Source organism: Microcoleus sp. D2_18a_B4, from assembly GCF_036702475.1.
Taxonomy (GTDB): Bacteria; Cyanobacteriota; Cyanobacteriia; order Cyanobacteriales; family Microcoleaceae; genus Microcoleus.
Genome location: NZ_JAUBTL010000022.1, coordinates 31,688 through 57,309, shown reverse-complemented (window position 1 = coordinate 57,309; position 25,622 = coordinate 31,688). Strand labels below are relative to the sequence as shown.

30 protein-coding genes, 1 other RNA gene and 1 pseudogene are annotated in these 25,622 nt (G+C 44.6%); 25 read left to right on the top strand and 7 right to left on the bottom strand.

The window, feature by feature from the left end; genetic code table 11:
• The first annotated feature begins 1 nt into the window (after nucleotide 1).
• From QUB04_RS15010 to QUB04_RS14990, 5 genes and pseudogenes are all read left to right on the top strand, one after another.
• A complete protein-coding gene (locus QUB04_RS15010; protein ID WP_333285400.1) occupies nucleotides 2-220 on the top strand; it encodes a hypothetical protein in 219 nt (72 codons plus the stop codon).
• 542 nt (nucleotides 221-762) lie between these two features.
• On the top strand, nucleotides 763-1,050 hold the full coding sequence (locus tag QUB04_RS15005; protein ID WP_015179076.1) for an RNA recognition motif domain-containing protein: 288 nt from the start codon (nucleotides 763-765) through the stop codon (nucleotides 1,048-1,050).
• 40 nt (nucleotides 1,051-1,090) lie between these two features.
• Nucleotides 1,091-1,306: a hypothetical protein gene (locus QUB04_RS15000; protein WP_333285398.1), complete on the top strand. Its 216-nt coding sequence runs from the start codon at nucleotides 1,091-1,093 to the stop codon at nucleotides 1,304-1,306.
• A 112-nt stretch (nucleotides 1,307-1,418) separates the two neighbouring features.
• Nucleotides 1,419-2,061 (top strand): annotated as a pseudogene (locus QUB04_RS14995) (IS607 family transposase).
• Nucleotides 2,024-3,253 carry a transposase gene (locus QUB04_RS14990; protein WP_333285396.1) on the top strand — a complete coding sequence of 410 codons (1,230 nt, stop codon included), beginning with the start codon at nucleotides 2,024-2,026 and terminating at the stop codon, nucleotides 3,251-3,253. Before QUB04_RS14995 ends, QUB04_RS14990 begins: the two are co-directional and overlap by 38 nt.
• Before the next feature lie 5 nt (nucleotides 3,254-3,258).
• Here QUB04_RS14990 and QUB04_RS14985 read toward each other — a convergent pair whose 3' ends face one another.
• Together QUB04_RS14985 and QUB04_RS14980 are read right to left on the bottom strand one after the other, a co-directional pair.
• Nucleotides 3,259-3,699 carry a hypothetical protein gene (locus QUB04_RS14985; RefSeq protein ID WP_333285394.1) on the bottom strand — a complete coding sequence of 147 codons (441 nt, stop codon included), beginning with the start codon at nucleotides 3,697-3,699 and terminating at the stop codon, nucleotides 3,259-3,261.
• A 300-nt stretch (nucleotides 3,700-3,999) separates the two neighbouring features.
• Nucleotides 4,000-6,486, bottom strand: a complete 2,487-nt coding sequence (locus QUB04_RS14980) for a putative PEP-binding protein (RefSeq protein WP_333285392.1) — start codon at nucleotides 6,484-6,486, stop codon at nucleotides 4,000-4,002.
• Between the two features lie 72 nt (nucleotides 6,487-6,558).
• Here QUB04_RS14980 and QUB04_RS14975 point away from each other — a divergent pair, with 72 nt between their 5' ends.
• Entirely contained in the window at nucleotides 6,559-7,245 is a 687-nt protein-coding gene (locus tag QUB04_RS14975) for a ComF family protein (protein WP_333285390.1), read from the top strand.
• 262 nt (nucleotides 7,246-7,507) lie between these two features.
• On the opposite strand, the gene QUB04_RS14970 is transcribed toward QUB04_RS14975, so the two are convergent.
• Nucleotides 7,508-8,062, bottom strand: a complete 555-nt coding sequence (locus tag QUB04_RS14970) for a 2'-5' RNA ligase family protein (protein ID WP_333285388.1) — start codon at nucleotides 8,060-8,062, stop codon at nucleotides 7,508-7,510.
• A gap of 120 nt (nucleotides 8,063-8,182) precedes the next feature.
• Between QUB04_RS14970 and QUB04_RS14965 the strand changes: the two genes are divergently transcribed.
• From QUB04_RS14965 to QUB04_RS14890, 16 genes are all read left to right on the top strand, one after another.
• A complete protein-coding gene (locus tag QUB04_RS14965; protein ID WP_333077099.1) occupies nucleotides 8,183-8,449 on the top strand; it encodes a YciI family protein in 267 nt (88 codons plus the stop codon).
• A gap of 23 nt (nucleotides 8,450-8,472) precedes the next feature.
• Nucleotides 8,473-8,569: signal recognition particle sRNA small type (gene ffs / locus QUB04_RS14960), an RNA gene on the top strand.
• Between the two features lie 23 nt (nucleotides 8,570-8,592).
• Nucleotides 8,593-8,973, top strand: a complete 381-nt coding sequence (locus QUB04_RS14955; RefSeq protein WP_333056143.1) for a phasin-related domain-containing protein — start codon at nucleotides 8,593-8,595, stop codon at nucleotides 8,971-8,973.
• Between the two features lie 198 nt (nucleotides 8,974-9,171).
• Nucleotides 9,172-9,618 (top strand): hypothetical protein, encoded by a 447-nt coding sequence (locus tag QUB04_RS14950; protein WP_333285386.1) that lies wholly within the window; start codon nucleotides 9,172-9,174, stop codon nucleotides 9,616-9,618.
• A gap of 34 nt (nucleotides 9,619-9,652) precedes the next feature.
• Nucleotides 9,653-10,228: a Uma2 family endonuclease gene (locus QUB04_RS14945; RefSeq protein ID WP_333285384.1), complete on the top strand. Its 576-nt coding sequence runs from the start codon at nucleotides 9,653-9,655 to the stop codon at nucleotides 10,226-10,228.
• Between the two features lie 90 nt (nucleotides 10,229-10,318).
• Complete coding sequence (locus QUB04_RS14940; protein WP_333285453.1) at nucleotides 10,319-11,665, top strand: DNA phosphorothioation system restriction enzyme; 1,347 nt, start codon at nucleotides 10,319-10,321, stop codon at nucleotides 11,663-11,665.
• A gap of 87 nt (nucleotides 11,666-11,752) precedes the next feature.
• The gene (locus tag QUB04_RS14935) at nucleotides 11,753-12,028 is read left to right on the top strand and encodes a hypothetical protein (protein WP_333285382.1); all 276 of its coding nucleotides are present in this window, start codon (nucleotides 11,753-11,755) and stop codon (nucleotides 12,026-12,028) included.
• Nucleotides 12,025-14,091 carry an AAA family ATPase gene (locus QUB04_RS14930; RefSeq protein ID WP_333285380.1) on the top strand — a complete coding sequence of 689 codons (2,067 nt, stop codon included), beginning with the start codon at nucleotides 12,025-12,027 and terminating at the stop codon, nucleotides 14,089-14,091. The genes QUB04_RS14935 and QUB04_RS14930 overlap by 4 nt, the downstream gene beginning before the upstream one ends.
• Entirely contained in the window at nucleotides 14,081-14,734 is a 654-nt protein-coding gene (locus QUB04_RS14925; protein ID WP_333285378.1) for a Uma2 family endonuclease, read from the top strand. The genes QUB04_RS14930 and QUB04_RS14925 overlap by 11 nt, the downstream gene beginning before the upstream one ends.
• A 12-nt stretch (nucleotides 14,735-14,746) precedes the next feature.
• On the top strand, nucleotides 14,747-15,067 hold the full coding sequence (locus QUB04_RS14920; RefSeq protein ID WP_333285376.1) for a nucleoside triphosphate pyrophosphohydrolase: 321 nt from the start codon (nucleotides 14,747-14,749) through the stop codon (nucleotides 15,065-15,067).
• Nucleotides 15,068-15,170: 103 nt separating this feature from the next.
• Nucleotides 15,171-15,641: a DNA phosphorothioation-associated protein 4 gene (locus QUB04_RS14915; protein ID WP_333105229.1), complete on the top strand. Its 471-nt coding sequence runs from the start codon at nucleotides 15,171-15,173 to the stop codon at nucleotides 15,639-15,641.
• A gap of 10 nt (nucleotides 15,642-15,651) precedes the next feature.
• Nucleotides 15,652-16,698: an endonuclease/exonuclease/phosphatase family protein gene (locus QUB04_RS14910; protein ID WP_333285375.1), complete on the top strand. Its 1,047-nt coding sequence runs from the start codon at nucleotides 15,652-15,654 to the stop codon at nucleotides 16,696-16,698.
• Between the two features lie 155 nt (nucleotides 16,699-16,853).
• Nucleotides 16,854-17,042 (top strand): DUF6888 family protein, encoded by a 189-nt coding sequence (locus QUB04_RS14905; RefSeq protein WP_333077086.1) that lies wholly within the window; start codon nucleotides 16,854-16,856, stop codon nucleotides 17,040-17,042.
• A complete protein-coding gene (locus QUB04_RS14900; protein WP_333285373.1) occupies nucleotides 17,029-17,244 on the top strand; it encodes a DUF6887 family protein in 216 nt (71 codons plus the stop codon). The genes QUB04_RS14905 and QUB04_RS14900 overlap by 14 nt, the downstream gene beginning before the upstream one ends.
• Before the next feature lie 28 nt (nucleotides 17,245-17,272).
• On the top strand, nucleotides 17,273-17,509 hold the full coding sequence (locus QUB04_RS14895) for a hypothetical protein (protein WP_333243736.1): 237 nt from the start codon (nucleotides 17,273-17,275) through the stop codon (nucleotides 17,507-17,509).
• Nucleotides 17,502-17,858 carry a type II toxin-antitoxin system RelE/ParE family toxin gene (locus QUB04_RS14890; protein ID WP_333285371.1) on the top strand — a complete coding sequence of 119 codons (357 nt, stop codon included), beginning with the start codon at nucleotides 17,502-17,504 and terminating at the stop codon, nucleotides 17,856-17,858. Before QUB04_RS14895 ends, QUB04_RS14890 begins: the two co-directional genes overlap by 8 nt.
• Before the next feature lie 4 nt (nucleotides 17,859-17,862).
• Here QUB04_RS14890 and QUB04_RS14885 read toward each other — a convergent pair whose 3' ends face one another.
• On the bottom strand, nucleotides 17,863-19,455 hold the full coding sequence (locus QUB04_RS14885; protein WP_333285368.1) for a DGQHR domain-containing protein: 1,593 nt from the start codon (nucleotides 19,453-19,455) through the stop codon (nucleotides 17,863-17,865).
• Nucleotides 19,456-19,685: 230 nt separating this feature from the next.
• Between QUB04_RS14885 and dndB the strand changes: the two genes are divergently transcribed.
• Nucleotides 19,686-20,798, top strand: a complete 1,113-nt coding sequence (gene dndB / locus QUB04_RS14880) for a DNA sulfur modification protein DndB (RefSeq protein ID WP_333285366.1) — start codon at nucleotides 19,686-19,688, stop codon at nucleotides 20,796-20,798.
• Nucleotides 20,799-20,924: 126 nt separating this feature from the next.
• Here the strand turns inward: dndB and QUB04_RS14875 are convergent, their stop codons facing one another.
• Nucleotides 20,925-21,536, bottom strand: coding sequence for a hypothetical protein (locus tag QUB04_RS14875; RefSeq protein WP_333132707.1), 612 nt, complete (start codon nucleotides 21,534-21,536; stop codon nucleotides 20,925-20,927).
• Between the two features lie 67 nt (nucleotides 21,537-21,603).
• Nucleotides 21,604-22,779 carry a DNA sulfur modification protein DndB gene (locus QUB04_RS14870; protein ID WP_333285364.1) on the bottom strand — a complete coding sequence of 392 codons (1,176 nt, stop codon included), beginning with the start codon at nucleotides 22,777-22,779 and terminating at the stop codon, nucleotides 21,604-21,606.
• Between the two features lie 181 nt (nucleotides 22,780-22,960).
• Between QUB04_RS14870 and dndC the strand changes: the two genes are divergently transcribed.
• Together dndC and QUB04_RS14860 are read left to right on the top strand one after the other, a co-directional pair.
• Complete coding sequence (dndC, locus tag QUB04_RS14865; protein WP_333285362.1) at nucleotides 22,961-24,643, top strand: DNA phosphorothioation system sulfurtransferase DndC; 1,683 nt, start codon at nucleotides 22,961-22,963, stop codon at nucleotides 24,641-24,643.
• A 64-nt stretch (nucleotides 24,644-24,707) separates the two neighbouring features.
• A complete protein-coding gene (locus QUB04_RS14860; RefSeq protein WP_333285360.1) occupies nucleotides 24,708-25,337 on the top strand; it encodes a GxxExxY protein in 630 nt (209 codons plus the stop codon).
• A 15-nt stretch (nucleotides 25,338-25,352) separates the two neighbouring features.
• On the opposite strand, the gene QUB04_RS14855 is transcribed toward QUB04_RS14860, so the two are convergent.
• The gene (locus QUB04_RS14855) at nucleotides 25,353-25,613 is read right to left on the bottom strand and encodes a hypothetical protein (protein WP_333285358.1); all 261 of its coding nucleotides are present in this window, start codon (nucleotides 25,611-25,613) and stop codon (nucleotides 25,353-25,355) included.
• Between the last annotated feature and the right edge of the window lie 9 nt (nucleotides 25,614-25,622).

Below are 25,622 nucleotides of genomic sequence, written 5' to 3'. Positions count from 1 at the left end.
GATGGAGAGAGGGAGCATCTCACTTTTGCAGCAAAGCTCGAAATTGGAATTAGGAGTCAGGAGTCAGGAGTCAGGAGGAAAGAAGAAGAAGGAAGAAGGAAGGAGGAAGAAGGAAGGAGCCATAATAAGTGTTTTTACAAATATGAGATGCTCCCTGGAGAGAAAATTTGTCGCATTCCTCATTTCCACTTGGCAATTCCAAATTTTGCCCAAGGATTGAAAGTGACATCTCCCCGTTTAGGCAAGGGCTGGGGAGATGTGAAGTAGGTTTCCTCAAAGGGCTGTCTAGATCTGTATAGAAATTCTCCAGTGAGTGAGGTACAGATTTAGATTTTAGATAAAAGAATTAAAGAATTGAACAAGTGGGGAATTGGTAATTAACTGGCAACTATCTCACGAAAGTTGAGAACCGCTATATCAACGATCGTGGCCCAGAGCAACCTAATATACTATAGCTTGTTAGTCGCTTTGTTTCCGAAGATGCTTGGTGATTCGTCGCCCACCCATCAGTGATCTGATGAAAATCAAGTATTGTTCAGGGGTGGGATTTCTCGTCGCCCCAAAACTCATCTCCTCACTCATCCGCAGGGCGAGTGAGGAGATGAGTTTTGATTAAGCTAACTATTGCAGCCAGTACCAAGGGTTGGTCAGTGCGGCAAACCCTTTTAGTCAGAGTCGATCGCCCAGTTGTATGGTAGATAGCACTTGACAGTTAAATTAACAGGTTATTATGTATAGCACAACAAGTTCAGTTCGATCGACATGACTATCTACATTGGAAATCTGTCTTACCGCGCCACCGAAGAAGACCTGAAAGCAGTATTTGCAGAATACGGCACAGTCAAGCGAGTTGTCTTGCCTACCGACAGGGAAACCGGTCGGATGCGCGGTTTTGCATTTGTTGAGATGATGGAGGATGCCCAAGAAGACGCTGCAATTGCCGAATTAGACGGTGCAGAGTGGATGGGGCGTCCCTTGCGAGTGAACAAAGCTAAACCGAAAGAAGAGGGAAATCGAGGCGCAGGAATCAAAAGAAACGACGGATATTAGTCTGCGATGCGGCGGTTGACATCCTCTCGGAACCCACCTGATGCACCAGTGCGCCAGTAGCGCCGAATTGCAAGCAGCAGTTGATTTTGGGGATGAAATGTCAAATCCGCTGCACAAAAACATCGATTCTTTAGGGGCTGCACTTGATTCATACTTTTTGAGAAAGACAGAATTTATGCACGCTAGTCTAGAAACCCGATTTCTTCCCGGATACCTCGCTGCTAAAACCAAGATTTATCAGGAGAAACCGGGTTGATGAGCCGCAGTCTTAGAAAGAGTAATCCCTAGGACGATATTTTCTTAGACATTTCCCTAATAAGTCAGACAATCGGTGTAGGAGGGAGTGGTTCACGTAAAATAAACCTAATATGGTCAAATATGTACCACCAAGAATTGCTATTCAACGACTTGGAGTATGTTCCAAAACACGCTTAGCGGTGGGAAAAAGAAGGGAAAATCAAAGCGTACAGAACACCATCAGGACAGCGACGATACGACGGAGACTCAGTTGTCGATATTCCATCGACTAAACCAACCATCCTCTACGCCAGAGTTAGCAGTCGAAGTCAAAAAGCCGACCTTCTACGACAGGCTGACTTTCTTCTGTCTCGCTACCCCGGATGTGAAATCATCCAAGACATCGGGAGTGGCCTCAACTTCAAAAGAAAAGGTCTTATCGCCCTATTGGAACACATTTACACAGGCGACATCGGAATGGTTGTCGTTGCCTCAAAAGATAGATTATGCCGGTTCGGATTCGATCTTATCTCATGGTTTGCGGAGCGGGGCGGGTGTAAGATTTTGGTTCTCAACAATAGTTCACTTAGTCCAGAAAGAGAAATGGTTGAAGACATACTCGCAATCATCCATGTCTTCAGTTGTCGATTGTACGGACTCAGAAAGTACAAAAAGCAAATCATTGAAGACTCTGACGTACCGAGTGTACCCAAAGGGGGAAACCAAGAAAATCTGGATGTTGAGAATTCATGCCAATCGCAAAGTTTACAATAACGCAATTTCTTACCTCAACCAACATCAAGGAAAGTTTACCTATTACACTGTTGACAAAAAGACTAATCAGCCAGTTTTGAAAACTTCTGGGAAGCAAGCATTTCGGAGTTTATGTAAAACTTTGGGTTACGAGATAATCCCTGAATGGTGCAAAGAGCTAGGAATAGCTCATGGCTTAGATAACGCCCTCTTCGAGGCTTATACAGCTTGGAAGAAAACTGACAAACAACCAACTCACATAGGTAAAGGGAAAAAGGCGAAAATCAATCCTTTAGCTGGACTAAGACTAGCCAAATTCAGGTCGATTCGATCCCAAAAACAGACCATTCAGTTTGACCCGGGTGATTATAAGAACGGTCATCTCATGGCTAACGCTAGCAAGGGTTTAGAAAAACCTCTTTGGACTGGGCAAGATTTTTGCTTAATCAATTACGACAAAGCTGTAGAAGTCACTTACAATAAAGGACGTTGGTTTGTGAATATGCCTGTAGAGATGGACGTTCCAGCATCGAGAAATGGTGGCAAGACCATCGCACTCGATCCAGGACTGCGCTGTTTTTTGACCGGGTTTGATGGCAATTATTTCACTGAATTTGGGAAACATGACTTGGGACGAATTGCTAGATTGTGTCAGCATTTAGATAAAATTCAATCCAAGCGTGACCAATTGAAAGGTTCGGTATTTTCCCGATTGCGTTACCGACTAAGGCAAGCAATGGAGAAAATAAGAACTAAAATCAAAAACTTGCGCTCAGAAGCTCACAAACAAGTAGGAAGTTACTTGGCGCGTAATTACGATGTCATTTACTTGCCACACTTTGAGACTTCTGAGATGGTGGCAAGAGGAAGTCGCAAACTTAATTCTAAGTCGGCAAGAGCAATGATGACTTGGGCTTTCTATCAGTTCTCACAAACCTTAGAGCATCTCTGTAATCGTTACGGTTCGAGATTGGTTAGAGTAACTGAGGAATATACCTCCAAAACTTGTACAAAATGCGGTCATATTCATAAAAAGTTGGGTGGCTCTAAAACTTTTAAATGCCCCAATTGTGTTCGTGAAATACCCCGTGATTTTAATGGCGCTTTAGGGATTTTTCTTAAAGCTTTGTGGGATACCACCATACTCTCAGACGTGTCTGATGAGTGTGCTATATTTGGATTCTCTCAGGTTGTCGGAGATTGTCTGGATTAAAAGTATCAGTAAACTCGCCCTTTTTCATCAATATAAACTGACCGGTCTTGCCTAGTGCGGCCGTCTGCTCTGGTGATGCGAATCGTCAAAATGTTTGTCTGCGAGTCAACGTTATAGTCGTATTTCAAAGTTGTGGTTCCTCTTGCGACATTAATCGGAATATTGGCAATGTCGCCGGTGCGATTGCTGATGCGAACAATGATGTTTCTGCTGGCTCCGACTGGCAAGGATGACAAGCTGGCACCTGATTCACCGTATTCTAGGTTCAAGCCCGTTTCATTTAACAGTCTGAGGGTAATGTTGCGAGTATTGTCAACCTGCGCTTGAGGTTGCCAGAATCCGGGTTTGGTGCCACCGTCAGTTGCAGGTTGAGATAATGCTGGATGGGGATGCAGAAAGGCCAGGGCGGCAAGTATTGCTGCGGTTGCAATAATTTTTGATTTCACTGTTTGTACCTCCGATTCAAGTGTTGGTGATATTTCTAGCATAGCTTTAAAATCTGATCTTTTGATAGCGGAAGGAAAAAGAAGGAAGAAGCAATCTTGGGCTCATGTTTCAGCAATTAATAATGTCTTCACCGTCGGGCGCGGTTGCTATATCTACTCAGAAACCGGATTTCTGTAGTTGTTAATATCCCTGGACGCACGGGTTGTCTAGAAATCCGATTTCTGAGCGGGTGGCTGCTTGCCAAAGGTATGATTGAGAGTAGAAACCGGATTTCTGAGGTGAAGTGCGTCCGGGAGTTGTTAATTGTTAATTATCGATCGAGCGGCTTCTAGCAGCAGGCGTTGTTCGGCGCGGACGATCGCCCTGCTAGTTTGTTCTACAGCATCGACATTGACCGAAATAGACGAAATTCCCCACCGCACGAAGGATTCAACTGTATGGGGATACAATGCGGGAGCGTCGCCACAGATCGAGCAAGGAATGCTGGCAGCCCTCGCCTCTTTGATTAATTGTTCGATCGCCCTCATCACTGCTCGATCGCGCCCGTTGAAAGCACCTGCTACCTGGTCGGAGTTGCGGTGACTGCCTAACAGAAATTGGGTTAAATCGTTGGTGCCGATAGAAATTCCTTGAACTCCGGCTTTTACGTAATCTGGTAATAAAAATAACACCGAAGGAACTTCCGCCATAATCCACAGTTGAAATTCGGGCGATCGGTTTTTCCAAACTGTTTCTAAGCGCTGGCGGCAGTAGATAAACTCCTCAACAGAGCGCACGAAAGGCAAAATTAAATTAACATTGGTATGGCCTGACTCGCAGACTTTTTGAAGTACGCACAGTTCCCAATCAAATAATTCCGGTTCAAAGGTATAACTGAAACTGCCGTGGGCGCCTGACTCGCGTAAATCGAGAGATCGATAAAATATTGGCTGCGGCGAAACGGCCGCAGCAAATAAGCTGAGGCAATCCGCCATGCGATCGACAAATTCCGATTGGCGGCCGTCTTGTAGCCAAACTTTGGGGTTTTGACAGTCCAAAGCTTCTAATGCCATTAATTCCGATCGCAGCAATCCGATGCCGTCTATTGGCAGATTTTTGAGGCGGTCAATCGAACTTGTTTGGCTGACATTAACTAGCAGTTGAGTCGCCGTTGGTGGGCCCCAAACATATTGAGTAGACTCAGATTGTCGAGCTTTAGACGCCCAATTGGACGATCGATCGGAGGTAGAAGATTGGTGTTTGGCTATTGACATTTTGGCTGCTGTACTGTATATATCTGCCTTTTTTGCTGTGTCCCGAAGTCGGCGGCTGTCTCCTGTCTCGATCGCATCCGGTTGAGTGAGGGCAAAAACTTCTCCGCTATCGCCGTCTACCAAAACCGAATCGCCCGAGGCGATCGCCCGCGTGGCCCCGGCAACTCCCACAACGGCGGGAATCCCCAATTCTCTCGCTAAAATGGCGCCGTGGCAGGTCATGCCCCCTTGTTCCGCAACCACCCCAGCAGCCACTTTTAGCCAAGGCAGCCAATTCGGATCGATTGTCGGGGCTACCAAAATGCCTCCCGCTAAGAATTCCGCGTTTTCTGGGTGGGAATTAGTCATAACTTGGGCAATTGCTTCGGCTTTTCCCGATGCTGCTCCCACACCTCTAAGTATCGCAGGAGTTCGGGCTGGGGCGATCGAGTTTGGATGCGGGAGGGATCTCGAATTTTCCTCTACGGGCGCAGCTTTTTCCGCTTTCACAAGACGAACTTGAGTGAAATAAAACTGCGGTTCGCCGCTGTTTGCTGTCTGGTTGAGCGTCCACTCTAAAATTAAATCCGAGTCAAATTCTGCGATCGCTTTTTTACTCAATTCAATGATTTCTTGCAGTTGCCATTCCTCTAAAACGTATTCTGTTTGTGCTTCCTCTCCCAGCGCTAAAACTTGTACGCAACAGTCAGCAAAATCAGGAATTATAAATGGAGAATCGGGAATTGGGAAAGCAGCAAACTTGCCCAGTAGCAGTTTTTTTTTCGGTTCACCCTCACCGACTTTGAGATTGTAGGCTAATGTTTTGTAACCGATCCGCTGGAATTTAACCGCGCTTGTTTCCGGCTGCACTTGATAGTAATCGGGGATGGTTTCTCCCCTAGCCAGGGACAATCCCAAACCGCTGGTGGCTTGGACTTCCCACTGTGCACCCGCCTTTGTTTTCACCTCGCCCGCGGCGATCGCTTCTTGAAGTGGCTGCACCAAAACTGCAGGATTGATTTGCTGTACCCGCAGGCCGCACCGCTGCCAGTAAAATAGACTTCGGGCTCTGAACATTTCTGCCCAAGCTCGTTTGAGTCCGGCCCCAATGGCTTCGGGTTCTGCCCGTACTGCCTGAGATTCCAGAATGCCGACTGTTTTCGGGTTCCAGGAAGTCAGGGAAGGGCGAAAAATTAAGGCTGTGGAGTTTAAGTTTGACTGTGAGTTGAGTTGAGAAACCGCAGACTCTAGGGTGGAGAGCAGTGAATCGGGCAGTTTGCCGGCGAGGATTTGGTGGCGGATGCTGCGGGCGATCGATTGCAGTTGTCTGGGTTCATCGACATTCAAGTGCAGGGAAGAGTGTGGCCAGTCAGCAAACAGCGGCTCTAGGCACTCGATCGACTCTAAAAACTGCCAGAATGTTGTAGCCGGCACGACAAAACCCGGTACAACGGGATGATTTTTCTGGAGCAAACAGCTCAAGTAAAATGCTTTTTCTCCCACTGCATCTCGGTCTGAAGGTTGAATTTTGTCTAACCAGTAGAGGTTTTTCACGCTGCGAGCCTGTCGGTGGAAACTGATTGAAGTTGAAAGTTTTTCCCATTAATCACTTACGATAATTTTAGGATGAACAAGCGAAAATGGACGGGATTAGTCAAATCTTTTCTCAATCTATTTCTTAAGTCTAACTGTCCTCTTTGTCAGCGACCGGCCGCCGGAGAGTTGTGTCCGTACTGTCACAAGCAACTTCAGCGATGTCAGTTAAGCGATCCCGGTCGATTTTGGCATTCAGAGCAGCGTGTTTTTGTGTGGGGTGAGTATGGCGGGGCTCTCAAACGGGCGATCGCAGCTTTGAAATATGACGGCAATCCGCAATTAGCCAAACCTCTAGGCGGCTGGCTGGCGGAAGCTTGGCTGAGTTTTCCCGAATTAGCTATAGACAATTTAACAGTTGTACCGATTCCCCTGCATCAAGAAAAGCTGAAGGAGCGCGGTTTTAACCAGGCGGAACTTTTGGCTGAAAGTTTTTGCGAGCTGACTGGTTTGCCTTTGCAGCGGCACGGTTTGGAGCGGGTGAAAAATACTCAGGCTTTATTCGCTCTGACGCCGCAGCAGCGACAAGCGGAAATGAAAAATGCTTTAGGTTTGGGGAAAGATTTTCGCCGCCGGCGCCCGCGCGATCGAGTGCTGTTAGTTGATGATATTTACACTAGCGGTACTACGGTTAAGTCGGCAATTAAAGTATTGGAAGAGTCGGGAATTTCGGTTTACGGAACTGTGGCACTTGCAACTCCGAATAAGATGAATCGGTAAGTTGTGACGGGAGCATCTCAATGAAAGCAGCAAAGCTCGAAATTGGAATTAGGAGTCAGGAGTCAGGAGCCAGGAGAAAAGAGTCAGAAGGAAGAAGAAAGAAGTGTTTTTGCAAATATGAGATGCTCCCGTTGTGACTGGCTTGAATTTTAAACAGGTTTGTAGTGAGGAAATGATATTTATCAGGATTTGCTAATAAGATTTTTTGGAAAAAACGAACCGCGAAGACGCGAAGGACGCGAAGAAAGAGAAGGGAGAGAGTTTAGGCTGAAAGTGGGAATTGGTTGCTGATGTTCCACCGGCTGCCGTCGTGAAGCAGTAAAGTTAACGCCGAAGCGGTAAACTCAAAGTGGAGCGATCGCCCAGCAAATTCCAACCAAGCCGTTTGAAAATTCTCTTTAGTTAAATCGCGAAACGCTACTGTCATGTGCGGTACAAATGGGCGAGTTTGAGAAACTCGATCGACAATTCCCAAATTTGCCTCCAAATAACTCATCAAATCTTTGTGAATTTCCAGCAATTCGGGCGATTTGACAACATCAGCGTAAATGACGCGGGGGGCGAAAGCAGCAAAACCGGATAGAGTAACGGGAATGGGCAGCCGATTTGCAGAAAACTGGTTCAAACTTTCCTCTAATTTGGGAACATCCTCCGCTAACGAGTGAAAAGGAGGTTGCAGCGTGATGTGCGGCGGCGAATTCAAAGCACCGCGGCTGTTGTAGTGTTCCGCAAAATACTGTTGAATCTCAGTAATCTGGTGTTCAATATCGGGAGGCGGCACTAGGGCAATAAAAAATCGCTGTTTTGACTGGTTCATAGGATAACATCGCAGTTGAGAAAGGATGGTGCAAAATGGAATATAGAGCATTTGCCCTAGATCCCGTTGCCGATCGCCCATTCCCAATCTAAAATATAAAATCTAAAATCCCAAATAAAAATGCCTTGGTTTGTCAAAATTGAGCAAGGAATTGTTGAAAAGCCTGTCTTTGACCAATACGTGCCAGCTCACAGAGCTTATGTCCGAGAGTTGATTTCTAAAGGACACCGAGCGAAAACTGGCTACTGGGGGCGGCGGGGCGGCGGTATGTTGATGTTTGAGGCGGGTTCGATGGATGAGGCGAAGGCGATCGTCGCTGAAGACCCGCTGGTGAAGAATGGTTGCGTTATTTATGAAATTTATCACTGGTGTGTGGTTGAAGAATAAATAACTGTGTTATACTCATAACTGAACTGGACCCACGCGATTCCAACGCCCAAATCTTGTCAGGACCGGAAGGTAGCAGCAACACGGGATGCTTGTAATAGGCGTGGTCTCCGGTTCACCCAGTTTTATGAGGTGTAGCTCCTATGCCTGGTTTCGGAGATATTTTACAAAAAGCAGTTTACCTTGGTGTCGGGCTAGCTTCCTACGCTGGTGAAAAAGCTGGCAGCAAGTTAACTGAATTACGCACTGAAGCCCAAAAGCTGGCAGACGAATTGGTGAAGCGGGGCGAGATGTCCACGGAAGAAGCTCGCCGCTTTGTTGATGACATGGTGCAACAGGCTCAACAGCAGCCCCCCGTAGCCTCGGCTGGGAACGAAAAACCCGCTGAACCTCGGCGGATTGAAATTGTTTCTGAGGAAGAAGATGTCTCGGCAAAAGATGCTAAAGAGACAGGCGGCGTAGACAAGCTCCGCGAACAGGTGCAGAATTTACAAGAGGAATTGCGGCGGCTGAAGCGGGATTAAGCAGCAAAAAGCTCGCTCAGCAAAGCATGAAGGGAACTCAGGATAATACTCTTGAGTTCCCTTTTTGAATATCTGCCCTGTCAGATGTGGACGGATATCAGGCAATAGGTAATAGAATTGAAAGTAGGTGCGATCGCTTCGCATGAGGCTGGCTGCACCTGTCTGTAAAATATTTTGTAATAGCAAGCTGTCAAATTCATGGAAGATTGGTCTAAAGATTTTTTTGGAGTAATGGAAAATGCTGTTTCTGAAGTAGAGCAGTTTTTCAGCGAAATGGGCGAAGAGTTTGTCGAAATGCTGGACGTTTTGGCAAAAATGTCGGAAGAGTTTACAGAACAAGTACAAAATAATCTGATTAACGACATTGACGGTTATTTCAATGAATTTGACGGTTTATTTAATGAATTTATCGAACCGATAATTGAAATTTACCGCGACTTCGACCCGGAGTTTGATGAGATAGATTTGTCGATGGTGACTTATGTAGACCCTTCGCCGACGCAGCAGCCGGCTTGTCGCGGTTGTCGCAACTATCACGGTCAAGTTTACGGGGGAAATTTGTTGGTTTGTGCGATGCACCCTACCGGTGTGGAATCGGAGAGTTGTGCTGATTGGGAAACTGACAGCGATATGAATCCTTTTTAAGACGGGAGTTGAGTTGTTGAGGGGTTAATGGCTTATGGTAACGTCAATTCAGTCTCCGTCAAAGCTTTCTCTGGAAGAGTTTCTGCTATTGCCAGAGACTAAGCCTGCTAGCGAGTATGTTGACGGTCAAATTTCTCAAAAAGCTATGCCGCAAGGAAAACATAGCACGTTACAAATCAAATTTTCATCAGCTATTAATCAAGTTGGCAAACCGCAAAAGTTAGCTTTTGCTTTTCCTGAATTGCGCTGCTGTTTTGGGGGATGTGCTGTTGTTCCAGATTTAGCAGTATTTGAGTGGTGGCGCATTCCTCTAAATTCTCAGGGAGAAATTGAAAATAGGTTTGAAATTGCTCCAGATTGGATAATTGAGATTTTATCGCCGGATCAAAGTTCAACTCGCGTGATTAAGAAGGTTCTGTTTTGCCTCAAAAATAAGACTAAATTGGGTTGGCTGATTGACCCGGAAGAAGAATTGGTAATTGTTTTTAAACCGCAGCAAGAACCTGAGATTAAGGAGAATCAAGATATTTTACCAGTTCTGGATGTGCTGTCGCATTTGCAAATGTCGGCGGCGGATTTGTTTGGGTTGTTAAGTTTCGATCGCCCGTGAGTTACAGTTGAGTATAGGGAATTTTGCATCTAACGGCATTTAAAGGTGAATCGCTCAACGGCTAATAATTCGCAATTTGGGTTTCCGAAGATGCCGCCATCGCTGCAATTGCGACAGTATCAGCGAGTGGCGGTTGCTAATTGGTTTGCGAATCAGGGACGCGGTACGCTGAAGATGGCAACGGGTAGCGGCAAGACGATTACTGCACTGGCGATCGCCACTGAATTATACAATAAAATTAACCTGCAAGTCCTCCTCGTAATTTGCCCTTACTGCCACCTGGTGAATCAGTGGGCGCGCGAATCCGAGAAATTTGGTTTAAAACCTATTTTGGCTTTTGATAGCGCCCGCAGTTGGCAAAACAAGCTGGCTGCGGGTTTGTATGAAGTGCGATCGGGGGATAGAGCATTTCTCACAATCATCACTACTAATGCTACCTTAATGGGAGATAGTTTGCGATCGCAACTGCGCTATTTTCCAGAAAAAACCCTGATTATTGGAGACGAAGTTCACAACTTAGGCGCGCCCCGTTTAGGAGAAAGTTTGCCGCGCAATATTGGACTGCGACTCGCCCTTTCCGCCACCCCAGAAAGGCATTTCGACGAACAAGGAACCGAAGCTATTTTATATTATTTCGGCCCTGTTTTGCAGCCGGAACTTACCTTAGCCGACGCCATCCGCCAAAAAGCCTTAGTACATTATTTATACTATCCAATTTTAGTAGAATTGACAGAAGCAGAAACCCGCAAGTATTCCCGCTTAACTCAAAAAATTGGCTGGGCGCTTTGGGGCGATGAAAAAGTAGAAGAAAATGATGCTTTAACAACTTTATTAATGCAGCGAGCTCGGTTAATTGGGGCTGCGGCTAATAAATTAGTAGCTTTGCGAGAATTAATGATTCACCGTCTCGACACCGCCCATACTTTATTTTACTGCGGCGATGGTGCGATCGAAGGAGGTGCCCGCCGAAATAACAACCGCCAGCTAACAGAAACCGCGAAGTTATTGGGTTCAGAATTAGGCTACCGAGTTAACACTTATACGGCGGCAACTCCTTTAGCAGAAAGAGAACGATTGCGTCAGCAATTTGAGAGTGGAGAATTGCAAGGTTTGGTAGCGATTCGATGTTTGGATGAAGGCGTTGATATTCCAGCAATTCGCAATGCTGTAATTTTAGCAAGCAGCACCAATCCGCGCCAGTTTATTCAGCGCCGGGGACGCATTTTGCGGCCACATCCGGGGAAGGAAAGGGCAACTTTATTTGACATGATAGTTTTGCCTCCTGATTTGGGCAGAGAAACCCTAGAAGTCGAGCGCAATTTGCTGCGAAAAGAGTTGAAGCGGTTCTTGGAATTTGCCGATTTAGCCGACAATGCTGGGGAAGCTAGAGTGAAATTGCTGCAACTTCAGAAGCGTTACGGGCTATTAGACATTTGACATTTATTAAGGTTCGGTTTATGTTTGAGAATAGAGAATTATTTGATCGCAGTTTTAGTTGCTAGTTTTAATAATTGCAAAAAAAATATGACGGAAAATCTGAATGAAAATTTGATGATGGCATTTAGATATGAAGATAGTGCGATCGCAGCCGTACCGACAAGCATTTTAGCAGAAAAGCGTTCTTCTTATCAAACTCATCAGGAATTTAGCGACGTACAGCAACCAATTACTAGCGCGCCACCGGAAGTACGTCAAATTATCGAGCGGGTATTGGAAATTGAAAAAGATAAGTTGTACATGAGAGCTCCCCGCCACATTAACGATGACATTTTAAAAATTATTAAGGAAGCAATTGTATGAAGTTAATCTCAATTACTCTGTGCAACTTTCGTCAATTTTACGGCAAAAGCCCCGAAATTAGGCTAGCTTGGGGCGGGCAAAATATTACAGTAATTCACGGTAATAACGGGGCGGGAAAAACTGCTTTGATGAATGCCTTTACGTGGGTACTTTACGGAAAATTTAGCGCGGCTTTTGCGGCGGAAGAACAATTAGTAAATAAGCGCGCTCTGGCTGAGGCGGAAATGGGAAAAGCCGTAGGTTGTTGGGCGGAAATTGTGTTTGAACACGACAGCACGCGCTACCAAGCAAGACGAATTTGCCGTGCTTATAAAAGTGAAAACACTGTAGAACATGGTAAGGCTGAATTGTTTCTGAATGTAGCAAAAGATAACGGTCTCTGGCTGAAGCCGGATCAGCATCCCGATGATATTATCGGGCGGATTTTGCCGGAAAGTTTACATAAATATTTCTTTTTTGATGGGGAGCGAATCGAGCAAATTGTTCGCTATGACAAGAAGGCAGAAATTGCGGAAGCTACTAAGGAGTTGCTGGGGGTGGAAGTGTTGAATCGATCGATTCGGCATTTACTAGAAGCAAAAAAATCTCTTGAGACAGATTTAAATATAATTGGGAATGCTGAAACGAAGAAACTTTTAAAAGACAAGCAAAAAATTGAGCAAGAAGCTGAGCAACTTGCGAGCAGACAAGTAGAAATCGAGCGTGAATTGGCGAACCAAGGGGAGTTAAAAAAAGCAGTTAATGGTAACTTGTTGGAACTTAGCGGTGCTGCGGATTTACAAAAATTGCGAGACGAATTGGAGATGCAAAAAAGTTTATTTAAGCAACAAATTGTACAGGCTACAGATGCTCTAAAACGAGCAATTTCTGTGCGTGGCTACGCGGTTTTTCTGTCAGATGCGGCGGCTGAATTTGAAGTGATTGTTGAAGGTTTGCGCGAAAAAGGCGACTTGCTTTCGGGGATTCAGCGGCCGTTTTTGGAAGAGTTATTAGCGCAGCAGCGGTGTATCTGTGGTGCGGAATTAGTGGAGGGTTCTGAGTCTCGCCAACAGGTTAGCGGTTGGATGGATAAGGCTGGTGTTGGCGATGTGGAAGAAACAACTATTCGGATTAGCGATCGCGTAAATGAAATTGATAGGCAAGTGGCTGATTTTTGGGAGGAAATTGACCGACAGCAAGGCAATATCAGCCATGACAGAACCGAACTTTCTCGCGTGGAAACGCAGTTAGACGATATTCACAACAAGCTGCGAAATTTTCCTGACGAAGATGTCAGCCGCTTGCAAAAGCGCTTGGATGAAATTGAGGCCAAAATTGGCGATTTGCACCGGGAAACAGGCTCTAACCAGCAGCAGATTGAGAGTTTGAATGTGCAGGTGTCGGCTTTGGACAAGCAAATCGATAAGCAGCAACTGAATGAGCAAAGGCAAGTATTAGCCCAGCGCCGGATTGCTGCGACTCAGGATGCGATATATCGCCTAACTGAAGTGCGAGATCGCTTAGAAAAACAGTTTTGTTCTCAGTTAGAAAAGCGGGTGCAAGATATTTTTAGTCAAATTTCTTTTACTCCTTACATCCCCAAGTTGAGCGATAAATACGAACTGACGCTAGTAGAAAATACGTCGGGACAAGAATCATTGGTTGCCGCTTCTACGGGAGAAAATCAAATTCTCAGTTTGTCGTTTATCGGCGGAATTATTGAGGGTGTGCGGGAGTGGAGTCAAAAGAATACTTTGATGGGCCCGGATAGCAGTACGTTTCCAATTGTGATGGATTCTCCCTTTGGGAGTTTGGACGAGATTTATCGCAAGCAAATCGCGAATAAGCTACCGAAGTTGGCGAATCAATTGGTAGTTTTGGTAACAAAAACTCAGTGGCGCGGAGAAGTTGCTCAAGAGATGGAAAGTTGCATTGGCAGGGAATACGTGCTGGTGTACAATTCTCCGAAAGCTGATTGTGAAGAAGATGCGATCGAACTGGGCGGGACGCGCTATCCTTTAGTTAAGCGCAGTCCCAATGAATTTGAATATACGGAAATTGTAGAGGTGGATTATGGCTTCTAATTCGGCAATTACGCAGGTTTTGGAAACGGATATTTGGGTGAAGGCGACGTGGGAAGAGTTTCTGAATTTTTCGGAGGATTCAGCATGGGAAAAGGGCAAGTTTTATTACTATCAAGAACACATGAGGATAGAAATGTCACCAGTAGGGCCATTGCACAGTCGTCATAATTCAGTAGTTTCGAGAGTAGTCAATTTTTATACAGCTTTGAGAAATATCCGAATAGTGGAGTTAATTAATGCCAGTTTTCGCAAAACAGGTATTCGGGAATTTCAACCTGATTGGTCTTATTATATAGGTGCAGATTTTGAATTACCTCCTCGCACGAATACGCCCATTAATTTGAATGGGTTTGCACCTCCAGCTTTAGTGGTGGAAATAGGAGCATCTTCTAGTGCCGATGATTTGGGAGTAAAGCGTTTAATTTACGAACATTCTGAAGTCCAAGAATATTGGGCAGCTAATGCAAATACGAATGCAGTATTTGCCTTTGCTATTACTGCTGGAGGGAGTGGGACAATTCAAAATTCACTGGTTTTACCGGGCTTAGAAATAGCGTTAATTGAGGAAGCTTTGAACCGGAGTCAAACAGAAGATGATGGGGAAATTAATCGCTGGTTGATTCAAATTTTTAGTCAAGGTTGAAAGGAGTTTGACGTGAAAAAAGAGTATCATAAGTTGGTGCGCGATCGCATTCCTGAAATTATTCGGGAAAGCGGGAATGAATGCGAGGTGGTAATTTTGTCGGAGGCAGAATACCGTCAAGCTTTGCTGCAGAAATTGATTGAAGAAGCGGGGGAAGCGGCGGAGGCCCAGGAGGAAGATTTGGTGGCGGAATTGGCGGATTTGTATGAGGTGATAGATGCGGTGATGGCGAGTTTTGGCATTTCGGGCGATCGACTTTTGGCCGAACAAATGAAGCGGCGGGAAGCAAGAGGAGGTTTTGCACAAAAAATTATGTTGTTGCGGACATTGTGAAGTGCGCCCGGTTGAAACCGGGCGCTACACAAAGGAAGTCCGCCTGCGCGGACTGTTGGATATTTGCGAGATGTATTATAGTTAGAAACTAGATATTATGGCAATGGCTGCTAACAAAATTAGAATTGCTAAAGATAAAGCGGAGTTAGTCAAATCATTAACTTTATCGGATAACCACACTGGCCCTTTCCAGACTTACGCCGATGTCATCGCTTTCGCCGCATCCTTGGGAAAACAGCGGAAAAAACGATCGCCTTTGGGGGAAATTTCTAAACGAGAACCGGGTGCGATCGATGTTGATATTTTTGTATCGAGGGGCTACGATATGGCGATTAAGTTAATTGCGATCGCCGAAACCAAAAATCCTCAAATTCTCTCCCATCTCGACGAACAATTGGAAGCAGAACGCTTGCAAATTTTTGAAGAATATGCTAATGGGGGACTGGAAATTTTGCGAGAAGAGTTGCGGGGTGCGGCGGATTATACCGATCGCCTTTTGTTGGTTTTGATTTCTGAAAGAGATAACCAACATCGGTCAAATGAAGAATTCGATTTAAGCAAGTTCTTATTTTAATAGGTTTTAAATGAAGCACATCCCAAAAGATATAATCCAGAGATGCTTAAAGGAATCTGCAAAATTTCTCGCTTACAGTTACTCAGCATTTATCATCTGCTATTTCATTTTCAAACTAATTTTTTGGGATAGACTGTGGATTATTGCCTTAATTAGCACTTTTAGCCCCTTAATTTTATTCCCAACTTTCCTGCTTCCTATCATCGGCTTGTCAATTATCAAAAAAAGATGGTTCACTATTATTTCGGCGATCGCCTGCATTATCCTAATAAGTTGGCTGCACGTCAAATACTTTTCTCCCACCCCCGTCAAAATCACAGACTCGCAGCCCAGAATCAAAATTCTATCCCATAACCTCAGTTGGCATAAAACTCAGTCACCTACTTTATTTAAACTGATTGACCAGCAAAAACCCGATATTATATTTTTACAAGAAATCGTTAGTAAACATACCGAAAGAGCTTTCACCTGGTTAAAAGCAGACTACCCGTATCAAATTGGCACTCCCCCTGTAGGAATTCTCAGTAAATATCCGATTGTATCCAGCGAAATACTGCACTTAGCCGGCCATCGAGAAACGCAGCAACGGGCAATTATTAAATTTAACGAACAAGAAGTAGTGATTTACAATATGCAAGCTACCGGGCCGTGGTTTAAGAGATATAGAATCGGGCGTTTTCTCCAAATTCCAGTTTACAAATATGGCAAACGAGCGCCTGAAATTCAAGACTTAGTGCAGCGAGTTGAGCGAGAAACTCTGCCAGTAATCGTCGCTGGCGATTTTAATATGACAGACGAAACTCAAGACTATGACAGGGTGCAGAAAGTTATGCAAGATGCTTTCCGAAAAGCGGGATTTGGGTTGGGTTTTACCTGGCCTCACGGTTGGGAACTTAAGTTATTGGTAAAAAGGTCGAATTGGAGATTAAATTATCCGGTTTGCCGGATTGATTATATTTGGTATTCAAAGCATTGGGGTGCTAAATCGAGTTCGGTTTTGGAGGCAACAGAGTCCGATCATTTGCCTGTAGCAGCAGAACTTATTTTGTTGAAATAAAGCGGTATAATGTATATAAATTGAGAGGTAAACTTTGGTACAGTATCGAGCGGTAGTAGTGTTTTATAGACAAAAATTGCTAAAAGTGATAATATAAATATACAACTTTCCTTGAGCTATATGTTAAAATAAGTATTAGGTTGAGTGATTGAGAAATGCCTACTGCTGCCCAGCTAGAGAGTTTATATCGAATCAGTTATCAACTGACATACACGATGCTTCAGCCTATACATCTGATTTGTGTTGACGATCGCACTCGTAACGTATACATATTGGCTGGGTACGATGAAGAGCTTGAGTTCCAAATTTTACCAAATGGGGAGTTTGCTGATGAGCCAAGTTAACTATAACGCTATGTCGAATACTGAATTGAAACAGTATTTTCTTAAACATCGTGGAAATCGAGCCGCTTTTCAGGCGTACTTAGACAGAATCAATCAGCATCCGCTGAGGATTATTGCAAGTCCCGGCGATCCAGATTTTGATGAGAAAGTTCAAGCCGCAATTCGCCGCAAGTTAGAAATGGCAAGAAATCGCAATAGTTAGCAATCTAATAAAATTGATAGGCACACCCATGCAAATTAACCTCACCATTACCGATCGCCTAGAACAGCAACTTCTTGAGAAAGCTAGCCAACTCAACCTGCCCATTGAAACCCTGATTTTAGAATCGCTGCGCCAACTGTTTCAAGAAGACGAAGAAGAGCTATCTAAAGAAGATATCCTCAACAGTCTTCGGATTGCGCTTCAGGAAGTAGAAGACGGTAAAGTTCACCCGATCGCAGAACTTTGGGATGGTATTGATGTCTGAACTACCCAGCATCCAGGTTCTGTTTGCAGATCAATTCAAGCGCCAACTCCGAACCCTCGCCAAACGCTATCGTCAGATTCAAACCGACTTGCAACCTCTCCTACAGCAGTTGCAAGCAGGCGAATGTCCAGGCGATCGCATTTCTGGTACAGGCTACACCGTCTTTAAAGTAAGAGCCAAAAACAGTGACATTAGTAAAGGGAAAAGTGGAGGCTATCGCATCATTTATCAAGTCACATCAACCACTTGTTTCATCTTGCTCATCATCTATGCCAAATCTGACCAAGAAACGGTTGCTGTAGAAGAAATTAATGATATTATCGATAACTTCCGCAATCAGCAACAATAAAAACTTAGCTAAGCACGGGCGGCAATCCTACCTCTTGCGGCTGCACAAATCGGCCGTTAAAACTAACAGCTTTATCCTCAAAAGTCCTCGCTTCCGCTACCGCTTGCCGCAAATGAGCTCGATCCATATCATCCTGAATTCCCCCCACCAAATATACAATTAACTTCGTTGCTAAATCCTTTCCAGAAACTAGCACTCGCTTTTTGTTCGGATCGTACAAAATCCCGTACCACGCAGACTCAGGATTATCCATGTGGCTAAATCCTTCATCGACATCGAATCTGCGGAGTTTGTCGAAAATAGATTTCAGGGAAAGTTTCTTTCTAAATACTAGAATACCCAAAGCATTAGCTAAAGCAATTTGACCGACTGGACGGAACAAAATATTTCCCTCGCCCCCTGGCTTTTCAAAACTAAATCGGCGCAATTCAGCCGTTTCTTCGCCGCTTTCAATTCTTTGATAGCTGGGTAAAGTTGCTAAATGATCGAACAATTTTTTAAACTCTTCAATTCCCTCTTTTAGTTCTTCATCTTCGGGACGCATGGGAATTAAACCTTTTCGTTCCGGCTTCCAATGAGGGAATTTGTATTCTAAATACCGTTCCGACATATCTTGCAGCGCTTGCAATGTGGTTAAGACTGTTGATTTTGCTGCGACTGTGGCGCTGTCCCAATTGACGCGGGGGTTTCTGTCTTCTTGTTCTTTTAATAAGGGATGGGTGACGGCAATTTTTCGGGCCGCGATCGCAAATCCGTTGTCCTCGTTCAATAATGCTAGCTGGCCCTGACTCAGCGTTACCGCCATTAGGTTAACGTGCACAAAGATCGATCGCACGCGCCGTTGTGCTTGCTGTCGCGTTTCCCCCGCTACCGCCGCCGGGATAAACTCAATCCCGATTTTTTCGTGAGCTAATTTATACACTGTTTCGGGGTCGATTTGATACTCTTCTGCTAAATCTTCCAGAGTAATTGCAGCGCCCACAGGTTTTTTATTTTTGTTGTATCTTTGCAGGATTCCGGTTTTAATTAAACTCATTAAACCTTGAACTCCCATCAGCCGATGCTGGCCGTCTAAGGCAAAAATTGAGACTTTTTGAGAGACATTCAAAAGCCCTAAGTTCTCGTTTTTATCAAAGGATGTAAATTCAGTCGCGGATTTGGTTGCTACGCCATTTTTATCCCATTCCTCGGCTAAAGGATTATCAACCCACGGGGGACTGACGACTACTAAAACTGCGGGGAATTTGTGCGATTTTCGGGCTGCTAAATATTGAGTTAGGGCGGCTTGGCGCGACCAATCTAAGGGACGCTGGATAATTTCGTCAATGGTTTCGTCGTCGCGGACGATGTTGTTGGTTTGGAGGTCGAATTTTTGGCGGAAAAGCGGCATCTGGGAGGCGAAACGGACGCGAGAGTCTAACCATTCTAGGGTTACTGAACCGATGTATGCTTCGCTGTTTCCCATCTGGGTTTTTTGTACGAAAATGCGATCGTCCTTTCCTAAATAATTATCTAATAAAAGTGCGATTTCCTGTCTGTCGCTATTTTCTTTTTCTAATATTTTTATAGCGAGGTCATCCGCTGGGTGGCTGTTCATCGGCGGTTTTTATATAATTAGGCTATTTTTTCAAAAAATATCATGTATTAAAGTTTATGTCAACACTTGTTTTTAAAAAAACCTTGTGAAATACTTAATTTATGCCCTACTAGCCGACCTCAAGACCATAAAGTTTGCCAAAAGTCAATAGATATTAATGCCCCATGCCCCATGCCCCATGCCCCATGCCCCATTCCCAATGCCCCATTCCCAATGCCCCATTCTAAAATATGTCTACTCCTTCTTTTGAATACATTTTGCCGGTAATTCGGGGCATTCAAGCGGGCCGCGAATATTACGTGTCGATGTGTCCGGTGCGTTTTTTGCCGAAATTATTTCCCTTTGAATCTGAAGATTTGCCGCCGTCTATGCGGGCGAAACGCGCGCTTAACAAAGCTAGGATTCCCGAAATTGCTGAGTATTTTGTTAAGAATCCTACAAGTTATACTTGTGGGGCAATTGCTGCTTCGATTGATGCGGATATTACTTTTGAAGCAGTGGGAAATGAGGCGGAGGAACGGAAAATTGGTCGCTTGCGAGTGCCGATGGATGCTAAGTTTACTATTAATGACGGACAGCATCGGCGCGCGGCTTTTGAGATGGCTTTGAGGGAAAATCCGCAGTTGGGATATGAGACGGTGGCGCTGATTTTGTTTCTCGATATTGGGTTGGAAAAATCGCAGCAGATGTTTGCTGATTTGAACGGTTTTCAAGTTCCTTTGGAGGCGTCACTCACTCTACTTTACAACCACCGGGACGATCGCGCTTTTGTGGTGAAGGCTGTTGTTAAGCAGGTTGAGGTTTTCCGGTGTTTGACGGAGATGGAGAAGGGGAGTCTGAACGGGCGATCGCACAAATTGTTTACGCTGAGTGCGATCGATCGTGCTATCATGGCTTTGCTGTCTAATATTCACGGCAGCGAACAGGCAAAACCCTCTGGTTCTCGCACCAAAAAAGAACAGAAAGAGGAAGAACTTGCTCAAAAAATACAACTGGCGGTTAGTTATTGGAATGCGGTTTGCAGTTTTATTCCAGATTGGCAATTAGTTCTGCACAAGCAAGTTGCGGCGGGGGAAATGCGCCGGGATTGCGTACACTGTCAGAGTGTTGTGCTTGAGAGTTTGGGGGAAGTTGGGGCGGCTTTGCGATCGGTTTTTCCTGAGAGTTGGGAGGAACGTTTGAGCCTTTTGCAGCAGGTTGATTGGTCGATTTCTAATCCTGATTGGGAGAATGGGATTTTGTTGAAGGGGGGGATTTCTAAGTCGAGGGCGAGTGTTAGTTGGATGACTGATTATTTGAAGGTGAGGTTGGGTTTGGAAACCGCAGATAGAGCACAGGCGTGACGCGCGTAGATACAGCACAGGCGGGACGCGCGTAGATACAGCACAGGCGGGACGCGCGTAGATACAGCACAGGCGGGACGCCCGTGCCACCTTTGTAATTGCGCCAAAATGCCGCCAAAAACTAGGCTAATTAAAATAGCGTCTGAATGGTTCTGCAAGAATGCCCAATATTTGGTCTAGCTGAGTAATAAAATATTCAGTCAAATCAATTTTTAACAACTGATTTTCTAGAATTAGGAATTTCCAGTTTGTACCAGTTGAAACTGCCCCATAAATTGCGGATTGTTCTTGCCCTTTGCGCGCATTAAATATTTGAGCTGCTGCCATCTGAGCCGCACACTGTCCCAATCCTATTCTAATATCGTTGTCTTTTGCTTCCACCAATGTCAAGACTGGGGCAGTCACTAATGATTGATTGCTCGATGCGCTGAGGAGAAAGTCACAAGCCCCGGTTAATCCTTTGCTCTCTTCTACGTTAAATGTGTTGCCGGAAAAGTAGCCAATTTTGTTGTTAAAAGTGCGCCGGATTTCGAGTAGAATGGGAGTGATGATTAATTCCGAGCGAGCTTTTTCGGTGCTGATACTTGAGGCTAAGTCTAAAGCTTCGTCTAGAGTTTGTGTGAGGCGTTCTGAAGGTGCGAGGGGGGGAATTTGGCTGAATAAGTGGGGAATGTCTTCAACGGTTAGATCCAGGGTTGAGACGGCTTGGTCGATGGTTTTGAAGTCGCTGTAGGACATATTTAGTTTGCGGGTGGGATGGATTTGAGAACCGCAGATGCACGCAGATGAACGCGGATAATATTAGTTAAATCCATTCTAGATGGGCTTTGACTTTGCTGACTGCTACTTTTACACTACTGGCAGTTGATGAGATTTTGTAGGATTTATTATGGGTCGGAGTGGAATTATACAAAACTACATTTCCCTCCCAAAGATGGCTTTTTCTAGACCAATCCAATTGAGCTAGTTGCAACACTCTTTCTGTTTCAAAATCTTGGCTGCTATCTCTGTCATAAGTACAGTATAGCAACCGACCTAAAATTTCTAGTCCGACGCTTCTACCCAAGATACAGGAGTCTGTAAATTTATTAACATCTTCAATTCTCAATTCTTCAACGCTTATTTCACAAATATGTCTAGTCTGACTACATTGGGAGAAAAAATTATTAAGACATCTAGCCAAAATCTCTGAGGATTCCGCAACATCAAAATCTTTAAGTTCATCACTTGGATCATCAGTAAACGCACAACTTACTGCTCTTGCTATGAAATTAGTTGTATATATCAACTTCTTTTTACTGTCGGGAGTCGATTTAATTCTATCGGTTTTTTGATAAAACATTGCTACTTTTTCAAGTAAGCTTTTGGTAATTCCAACTCGACCTTCAAACTCACCGAAGGACAAAATTAAGGATTTATCAAGTCGTTTGGTCTCCGCCATATCTCGAAAATCCGCCTGACACTGGTTAAAGTCGTCCTCTAAAACGAGCGTAATCGGGAAATCATTATCACCAATTAACTCGCCTTCAGCACTTTCAATTAACTCGTGAATAGCGCGCTTCCGATGCTGTCCATCAGTAATATCTAACTTAACGCCACGAGGTATAATTACTAGACAAATCCCTCTACCTAATTCGATAATGCCAATCTTGTCAGGAGCGACGTTTGCGGTCAGTGTCCCCAAAATCCAGGGTAGATCCCTTCTGGCGCGTTTAAGAATATATTGTTTTATTTCCTCAGCATGACCCTTTACCTCTGGACGATTTTTACCAGAATCAGGATCATTACCAGTTGAAGGTTTTGCTTGGAGGAGGGTAGGTAAGTCATTAGCCGGGATATTTATTTGCACCATTTTCCGCTTTCCCTGCTGGAAAATTAGCCCTGGATAGCACTTCTCACGGTGGTACTTGGCGAAGTAAGGAGCAAGTAACTCATCAATTCCCGGCTCTGGATTGGACTGAGGAGGGTTATTGTCAGACATATAATTTTATCAAACATTTGTAAAATAATTATACATCACAAACCATAGAGGTGTAAACCCATCACGGATAGTATTTTGCCAAGAGGCAAACAAGAAATCACAAAAATAAAATCTTGTAAAGCATTGGAGAGGATTATATTGTATTATATAGTTTTAATAGTGACCATCAAACATTTCAACCATGATACAAACTGAACAGATATCATTATTCCCAACTCGCACCGTTACCGAATTAATAGAAGACATAGAATTGCTCACTGAGGAAATCCAAGAGTTATATTGTCTTGACGAAATTCCTTGGGTGATTGGATATAGCGGGGGAAAAGATTCAACAGCAGTATTACAGCTAATTTGGAATGCGATTGCTAAGATTCCACAGGAAAAACGTATAAAGCAAATTGATGTCATCACAACAGACACTCTAGTTGAAAACCCCATCGTATCTGCATGGGTTCGTAAGTCTATTAAGCAAATGAATGTTGCAGCCACCGAACAAGAAATGCCCATAAATACTCATGTGTTACAACCAGAGTGGACAGATACTTTTTGGGTAGGTTTGATTGGCAAAGGATACCCCGCACCCAGAGGTAAGTTTCGCTGGTGTACTGATCGCCTAAAAATTTCTCCATCTAACCGTTTTATTCGTAATATTATCCGAACTAGCGGGGAAACAATACTTGTATTAGGGACTCGTAAAGCTGAAAGCACAAAGCGCGCTCATAGGATGAAAAAAATGGAAGCCCGACGGGTGCGGGAGCGCCTAAGCCCCAATATGAACTTACCAAACTCTCTGGTTTATAGCCCTATTGAAGACTGGCGTGATGATGAAGTTTGGCTTTATCTGATGCAGTGGGACAATCCTTGGGGATACAGCAACAAAGATTTGTTCGCTATGTACCGGGGTGCTAGTGCTGATAATGAATGTCCCCTAGTTGTCGATACTTCTACCCCTAGCTGTGGTAGTTCTCGTTTTGGGTGCTGGGTGTGTACAATGGTTAGTCAGGATAAATCGCTAACAGCGATGATTCAAAATGATGAAGAAAAAGAGTGGTTGCAACCTCTACTAGATTTCCGTGTGGAATTGGATGTTGAAGATAGTCGCGATCGACGTGACTTTAGGCGACGTAATGGCAATGTCCAACTCTATGAACGCAATTTAGAGGGTGAAAAATCTATTGAGCCTATTCCAGGCCCCTATAGTAAAGAAGCGCGTGATGATTTACTGAGGCGACTTCTTTCTGTTCAAACCGAAATTCGTTCTAAAGCACCAGAAGAAATGCGAGATATCACCTTAATTTCCCCGGAAGAGCTGAGCGAAATCCGGCGTATTTGGCTAGAAGAAAGACACGAATTCGACGACAGTTTGCCCCGGATTTACGAAGAAGTCACGGGCGAACCTTTTGAAGATTCCCGTCCCGCCGCCGAAAGAAAACTCCTAGGTACCGATGAATGGGCTGCGATCGAAGAGATTTGCAGCGAGGACAAAATGCACCTCGAATTGATGGCAAAACTCCTTGATACAGAACGCCAATATTACACAAAACCCCGCCGTACAGGCATTTACGCCGATTTGGACAAATGCTTTGAAACCAGTTCGCGATCGAAGGAAGAAGCGATTGGCAACGCCCACTATCAACGCAATTTAAAAAAAGCGGTGGAAGATATTAAAGCAAATCCGACGGAAAACATTCAGCAATTCAAAGATGCGATCGCCCAAACCAACAGTTCCGCCAAAAACGATACCGTTGATATTGCCAAGCTTAAAGAAGAACTCGAAAGCAACAGCAATCAAAGCAGACAGCTATCTTGGGCGGATATTAAATTTTCACCCCCAAATTCAGGAGAGGAAAAACCTAGCGATTAGCACGCGCTAGCCTGCGGTTAAACCCAAACTTGTTGACAGCCACTCCGCCGAGCGATCGCATATAATGGTTTTTCAACTAACCGCAGCATTAACAAACCACCATCGTTTAAATTACACAATTTTTACGACCATGCTTGACCCCAATATTCCCCATCAGGATCTGACATACAGCATCATCGGCTGTGCAATGAGAGTACACCGGAGGACACAAAAAGGTTTAAGAGAAAAACATTACCAAAGAGACTTTGATGCAGAAATGATTGAATCCGGTTTAACAACAGAAATGGAGTATCCCAGACAAATCTATGACGGTCAAGTTTGGATGGGAATCCTCTATCTAGACCATTGGGTAAATCAATGTATTGTAGTAGAGGATAAGGCTGTGAATTATCCAATGACCGATAAAGATCAAGCTCAAATAATAGCTTACTTAGCAGCTACAGGAGCACAAGTAGGTTTATTTATAAACTTTGGACGCAGCAAATTAGAATATCACCGCATCCTCCCACCAAAAACTGTACAAGGTTGGCAGAAACACATTCAACCATACTTGTGGACGCCGAAAACAAGTGGCAGGGGTTGGACAAGAGGAAGTTCAGGAACCTATGAAGAAACAGATGCGGAACTCCCATTACCTCCCAACATTCAGTCCCAAAACGAAGAGGAAGATTCAACCGATGTAATTGATTGGTAGCAAGGGAGGGAACGGTTAGCAGCGGATTTTGTAACGGATGTAACGGATGTAACGGATGTAACGGATCATTAGTGGGAGATCACCAAATCCGCTGCTAACCACCCCCCCCACCAACCACCCATCCGCTAAATCCGCTACCAAATCCGCCACTAACCACCCCCCCACCAACCACCCATCCGCTAAATCCGCGACCAAATCCGCTGCTAACCGCCCCCCCACCAACCACCCATCCGCTAAATCCGCGACCAAATCCGCTGCTAACCGCCCCCCCACCAACCAACAACA

Bases quoted from the DNA above. Each gene is read 5' to 3' on its own strand.
- QUB04_RS14955 (WP_333056143.1), top strand. From the start codon at position 8,593: ATGCCTGGTTTCGGAGATATTTTACAAAAAGCAGTTTACCTTGGTGTC.
- QUB04_RS14875 (WP_333132707.1), bottom strand. From the start codon at position 21,536: ATGTCCTACAGCGACTTCAAAACCATCGACCAAGCCGTCTCAACCCTG.
- QUB04_RS14930 (WP_333285380.1), top strand. From the start codon at position 12,025: ATGAAGTTAATCTCAATTACTCTGTGCAACTTTCGTCAATTTTACGGC.
- QUB04_RS14925 (WP_333285378.1), top strand. From the start codon at position 14,081: ATGGCTTCTAATTCGGCAATTACGCAGGTTTTGGAAACGGATATTTGG.
- QUB04_RS14950 (WP_333285386.1), top strand. From the start codon at position 9,172: ATGGAAGATTGGTCTAAAGATTTTTTTGGAGTAATGGAAAATGCTGTT.
- QUB04_RS14975 (WP_333285390.1), top strand. From the start codon at position 6,559: ATGAACAAGCGAAAATGGACGGGATTAGTCAAATCTTTTCTCAATCTA.
- QUB04_RS15010 (WP_333285400.1), top strand. From the start codon at position 2: ATGGAGAGAGGGAGCATCTCACTTTTGCAGCAAAGCTCGAAATTGGAA.
- QUB04_RS14895 (WP_333243736.1), top strand. From the start codon at position 17,273: ATGCAAATTAACCTCACCATTACCGATCGCCTAGAACAGCAACTTCTT.
- QUB04_RS14860 (WP_333285360.1), top strand. From the start codon at position 24,708: ATGGTTTTTCAACTAACCGCAGCATTAACAAACCACCATCGTTTAAAT.
- QUB04_RS14935 (WP_333285382.1), top strand. From the start codon at position 11,753: ATGACGGAAAATCTGAATGAAAATTTGATGATGGCATTTAGATATGAA.
- dndB (WP_333285366.1), top strand. From the start codon at position 19,686: ATGTCTACTCCTTCTTTTGAATACATTTTGCCGGTAATTCGGGGCATT.
- QUB04_RS15005 (WP_015179076.1), top strand. From the start codon at position 763: ATGACTATCTACATTGGAAATCTGTCTTACCGCGCCACCGAAGAAGAC.
- QUB04_RS14890 (WP_333285371.1), top strand. From the start codon at position 17,502: ATGTCTGAACTACCCAGCATCCAGGTTCTGTTTGCAGATCAATTCAAG.
- QUB04_RS14965 (WP_333077099.1), top strand. From the start codon at position 8,183: ATGCCTTGGTTTGTCAAAATTGAGCAAGGAATTGTTGAAAAGCCTGTC.
- QUB04_RS14870 (WP_333285364.1), bottom strand. From the start codon at position 22,779: ATGTCTGACAATAACCCTCCTCAGTCCAATCCAGAGCCGGGAATTGAT.
- QUB04_RS14905 (WP_333077086.1), top strand. From the start codon at position 16,854: ATGCCTACTGCTGCCCAGCTAGAGAGTTTATATCGAATCAGTTATCAA.
- QUB04_RS14940 (WP_333285453.1), top strand. From the start codon at position 10,319: ATGCCGCCATCGCTGCAATTGCGACAGTATCAGCGAGTGGCGGTTGCT.
- dndC (WP_333285362.1), top strand. From the start codon at position 22,961: ATGATACAAACTGAACAGATATCATTATTCCCAACTCGCACCGTTACC.
- QUB04_RS14915 (WP_333105229.1), top strand. From the start codon at position 15,171: ATGGCTGCTAACAAAATTAGAATTGCTAAAGATAAAGCGGAGTTAGTC.
- QUB04_RS14945 (WP_333285384.1), top strand. From the start codon at position 9,653: ATGGTAACGTCAATTCAGTCTCCGTCAAAGCTTTCTCTGGAAGAGTTT.
- QUB04_RS14900 (WP_333285373.1), top strand. From the start codon at position 17,029: ATGAGCCAAGTTAACTATAACGCTATGTCGAATACTGAATTGAAACAG.
- QUB04_RS14885 (WP_333285368.1), bottom strand. From the start codon at position 19,455: ATGAACAGCCACCCAGCGGATGACCTCGCTATAAAAATATTAGAAAAA.
- QUB04_RS14910 (WP_333285375.1), top strand. From the start codon at position 15,652: ATGAAGCACATCCCAAAAGATATAATCCAGAGATGCTTAAAGGAATCT.
- QUB04_RS14970 (WP_333285388.1), bottom strand. From the start codon at position 8,062: ATGAACCAGTCAAAACAGCGATTTTTTATTGCCCTAGTGCCGCCTCCC.
- QUB04_RS15000 (WP_333285398.1), top strand. From the start codon at position 1,091: ATGCACCAGTGCGCCAGTAGCGCCGAATTGCAAGCAGCAGTTGATTTT.
- QUB04_RS14990 (WP_333285396.1), top strand. From the start codon at position 2,024: ATGTTGAGAATTCATGCCAATCGCAAAGTTTACAATAACGCAATTTCT.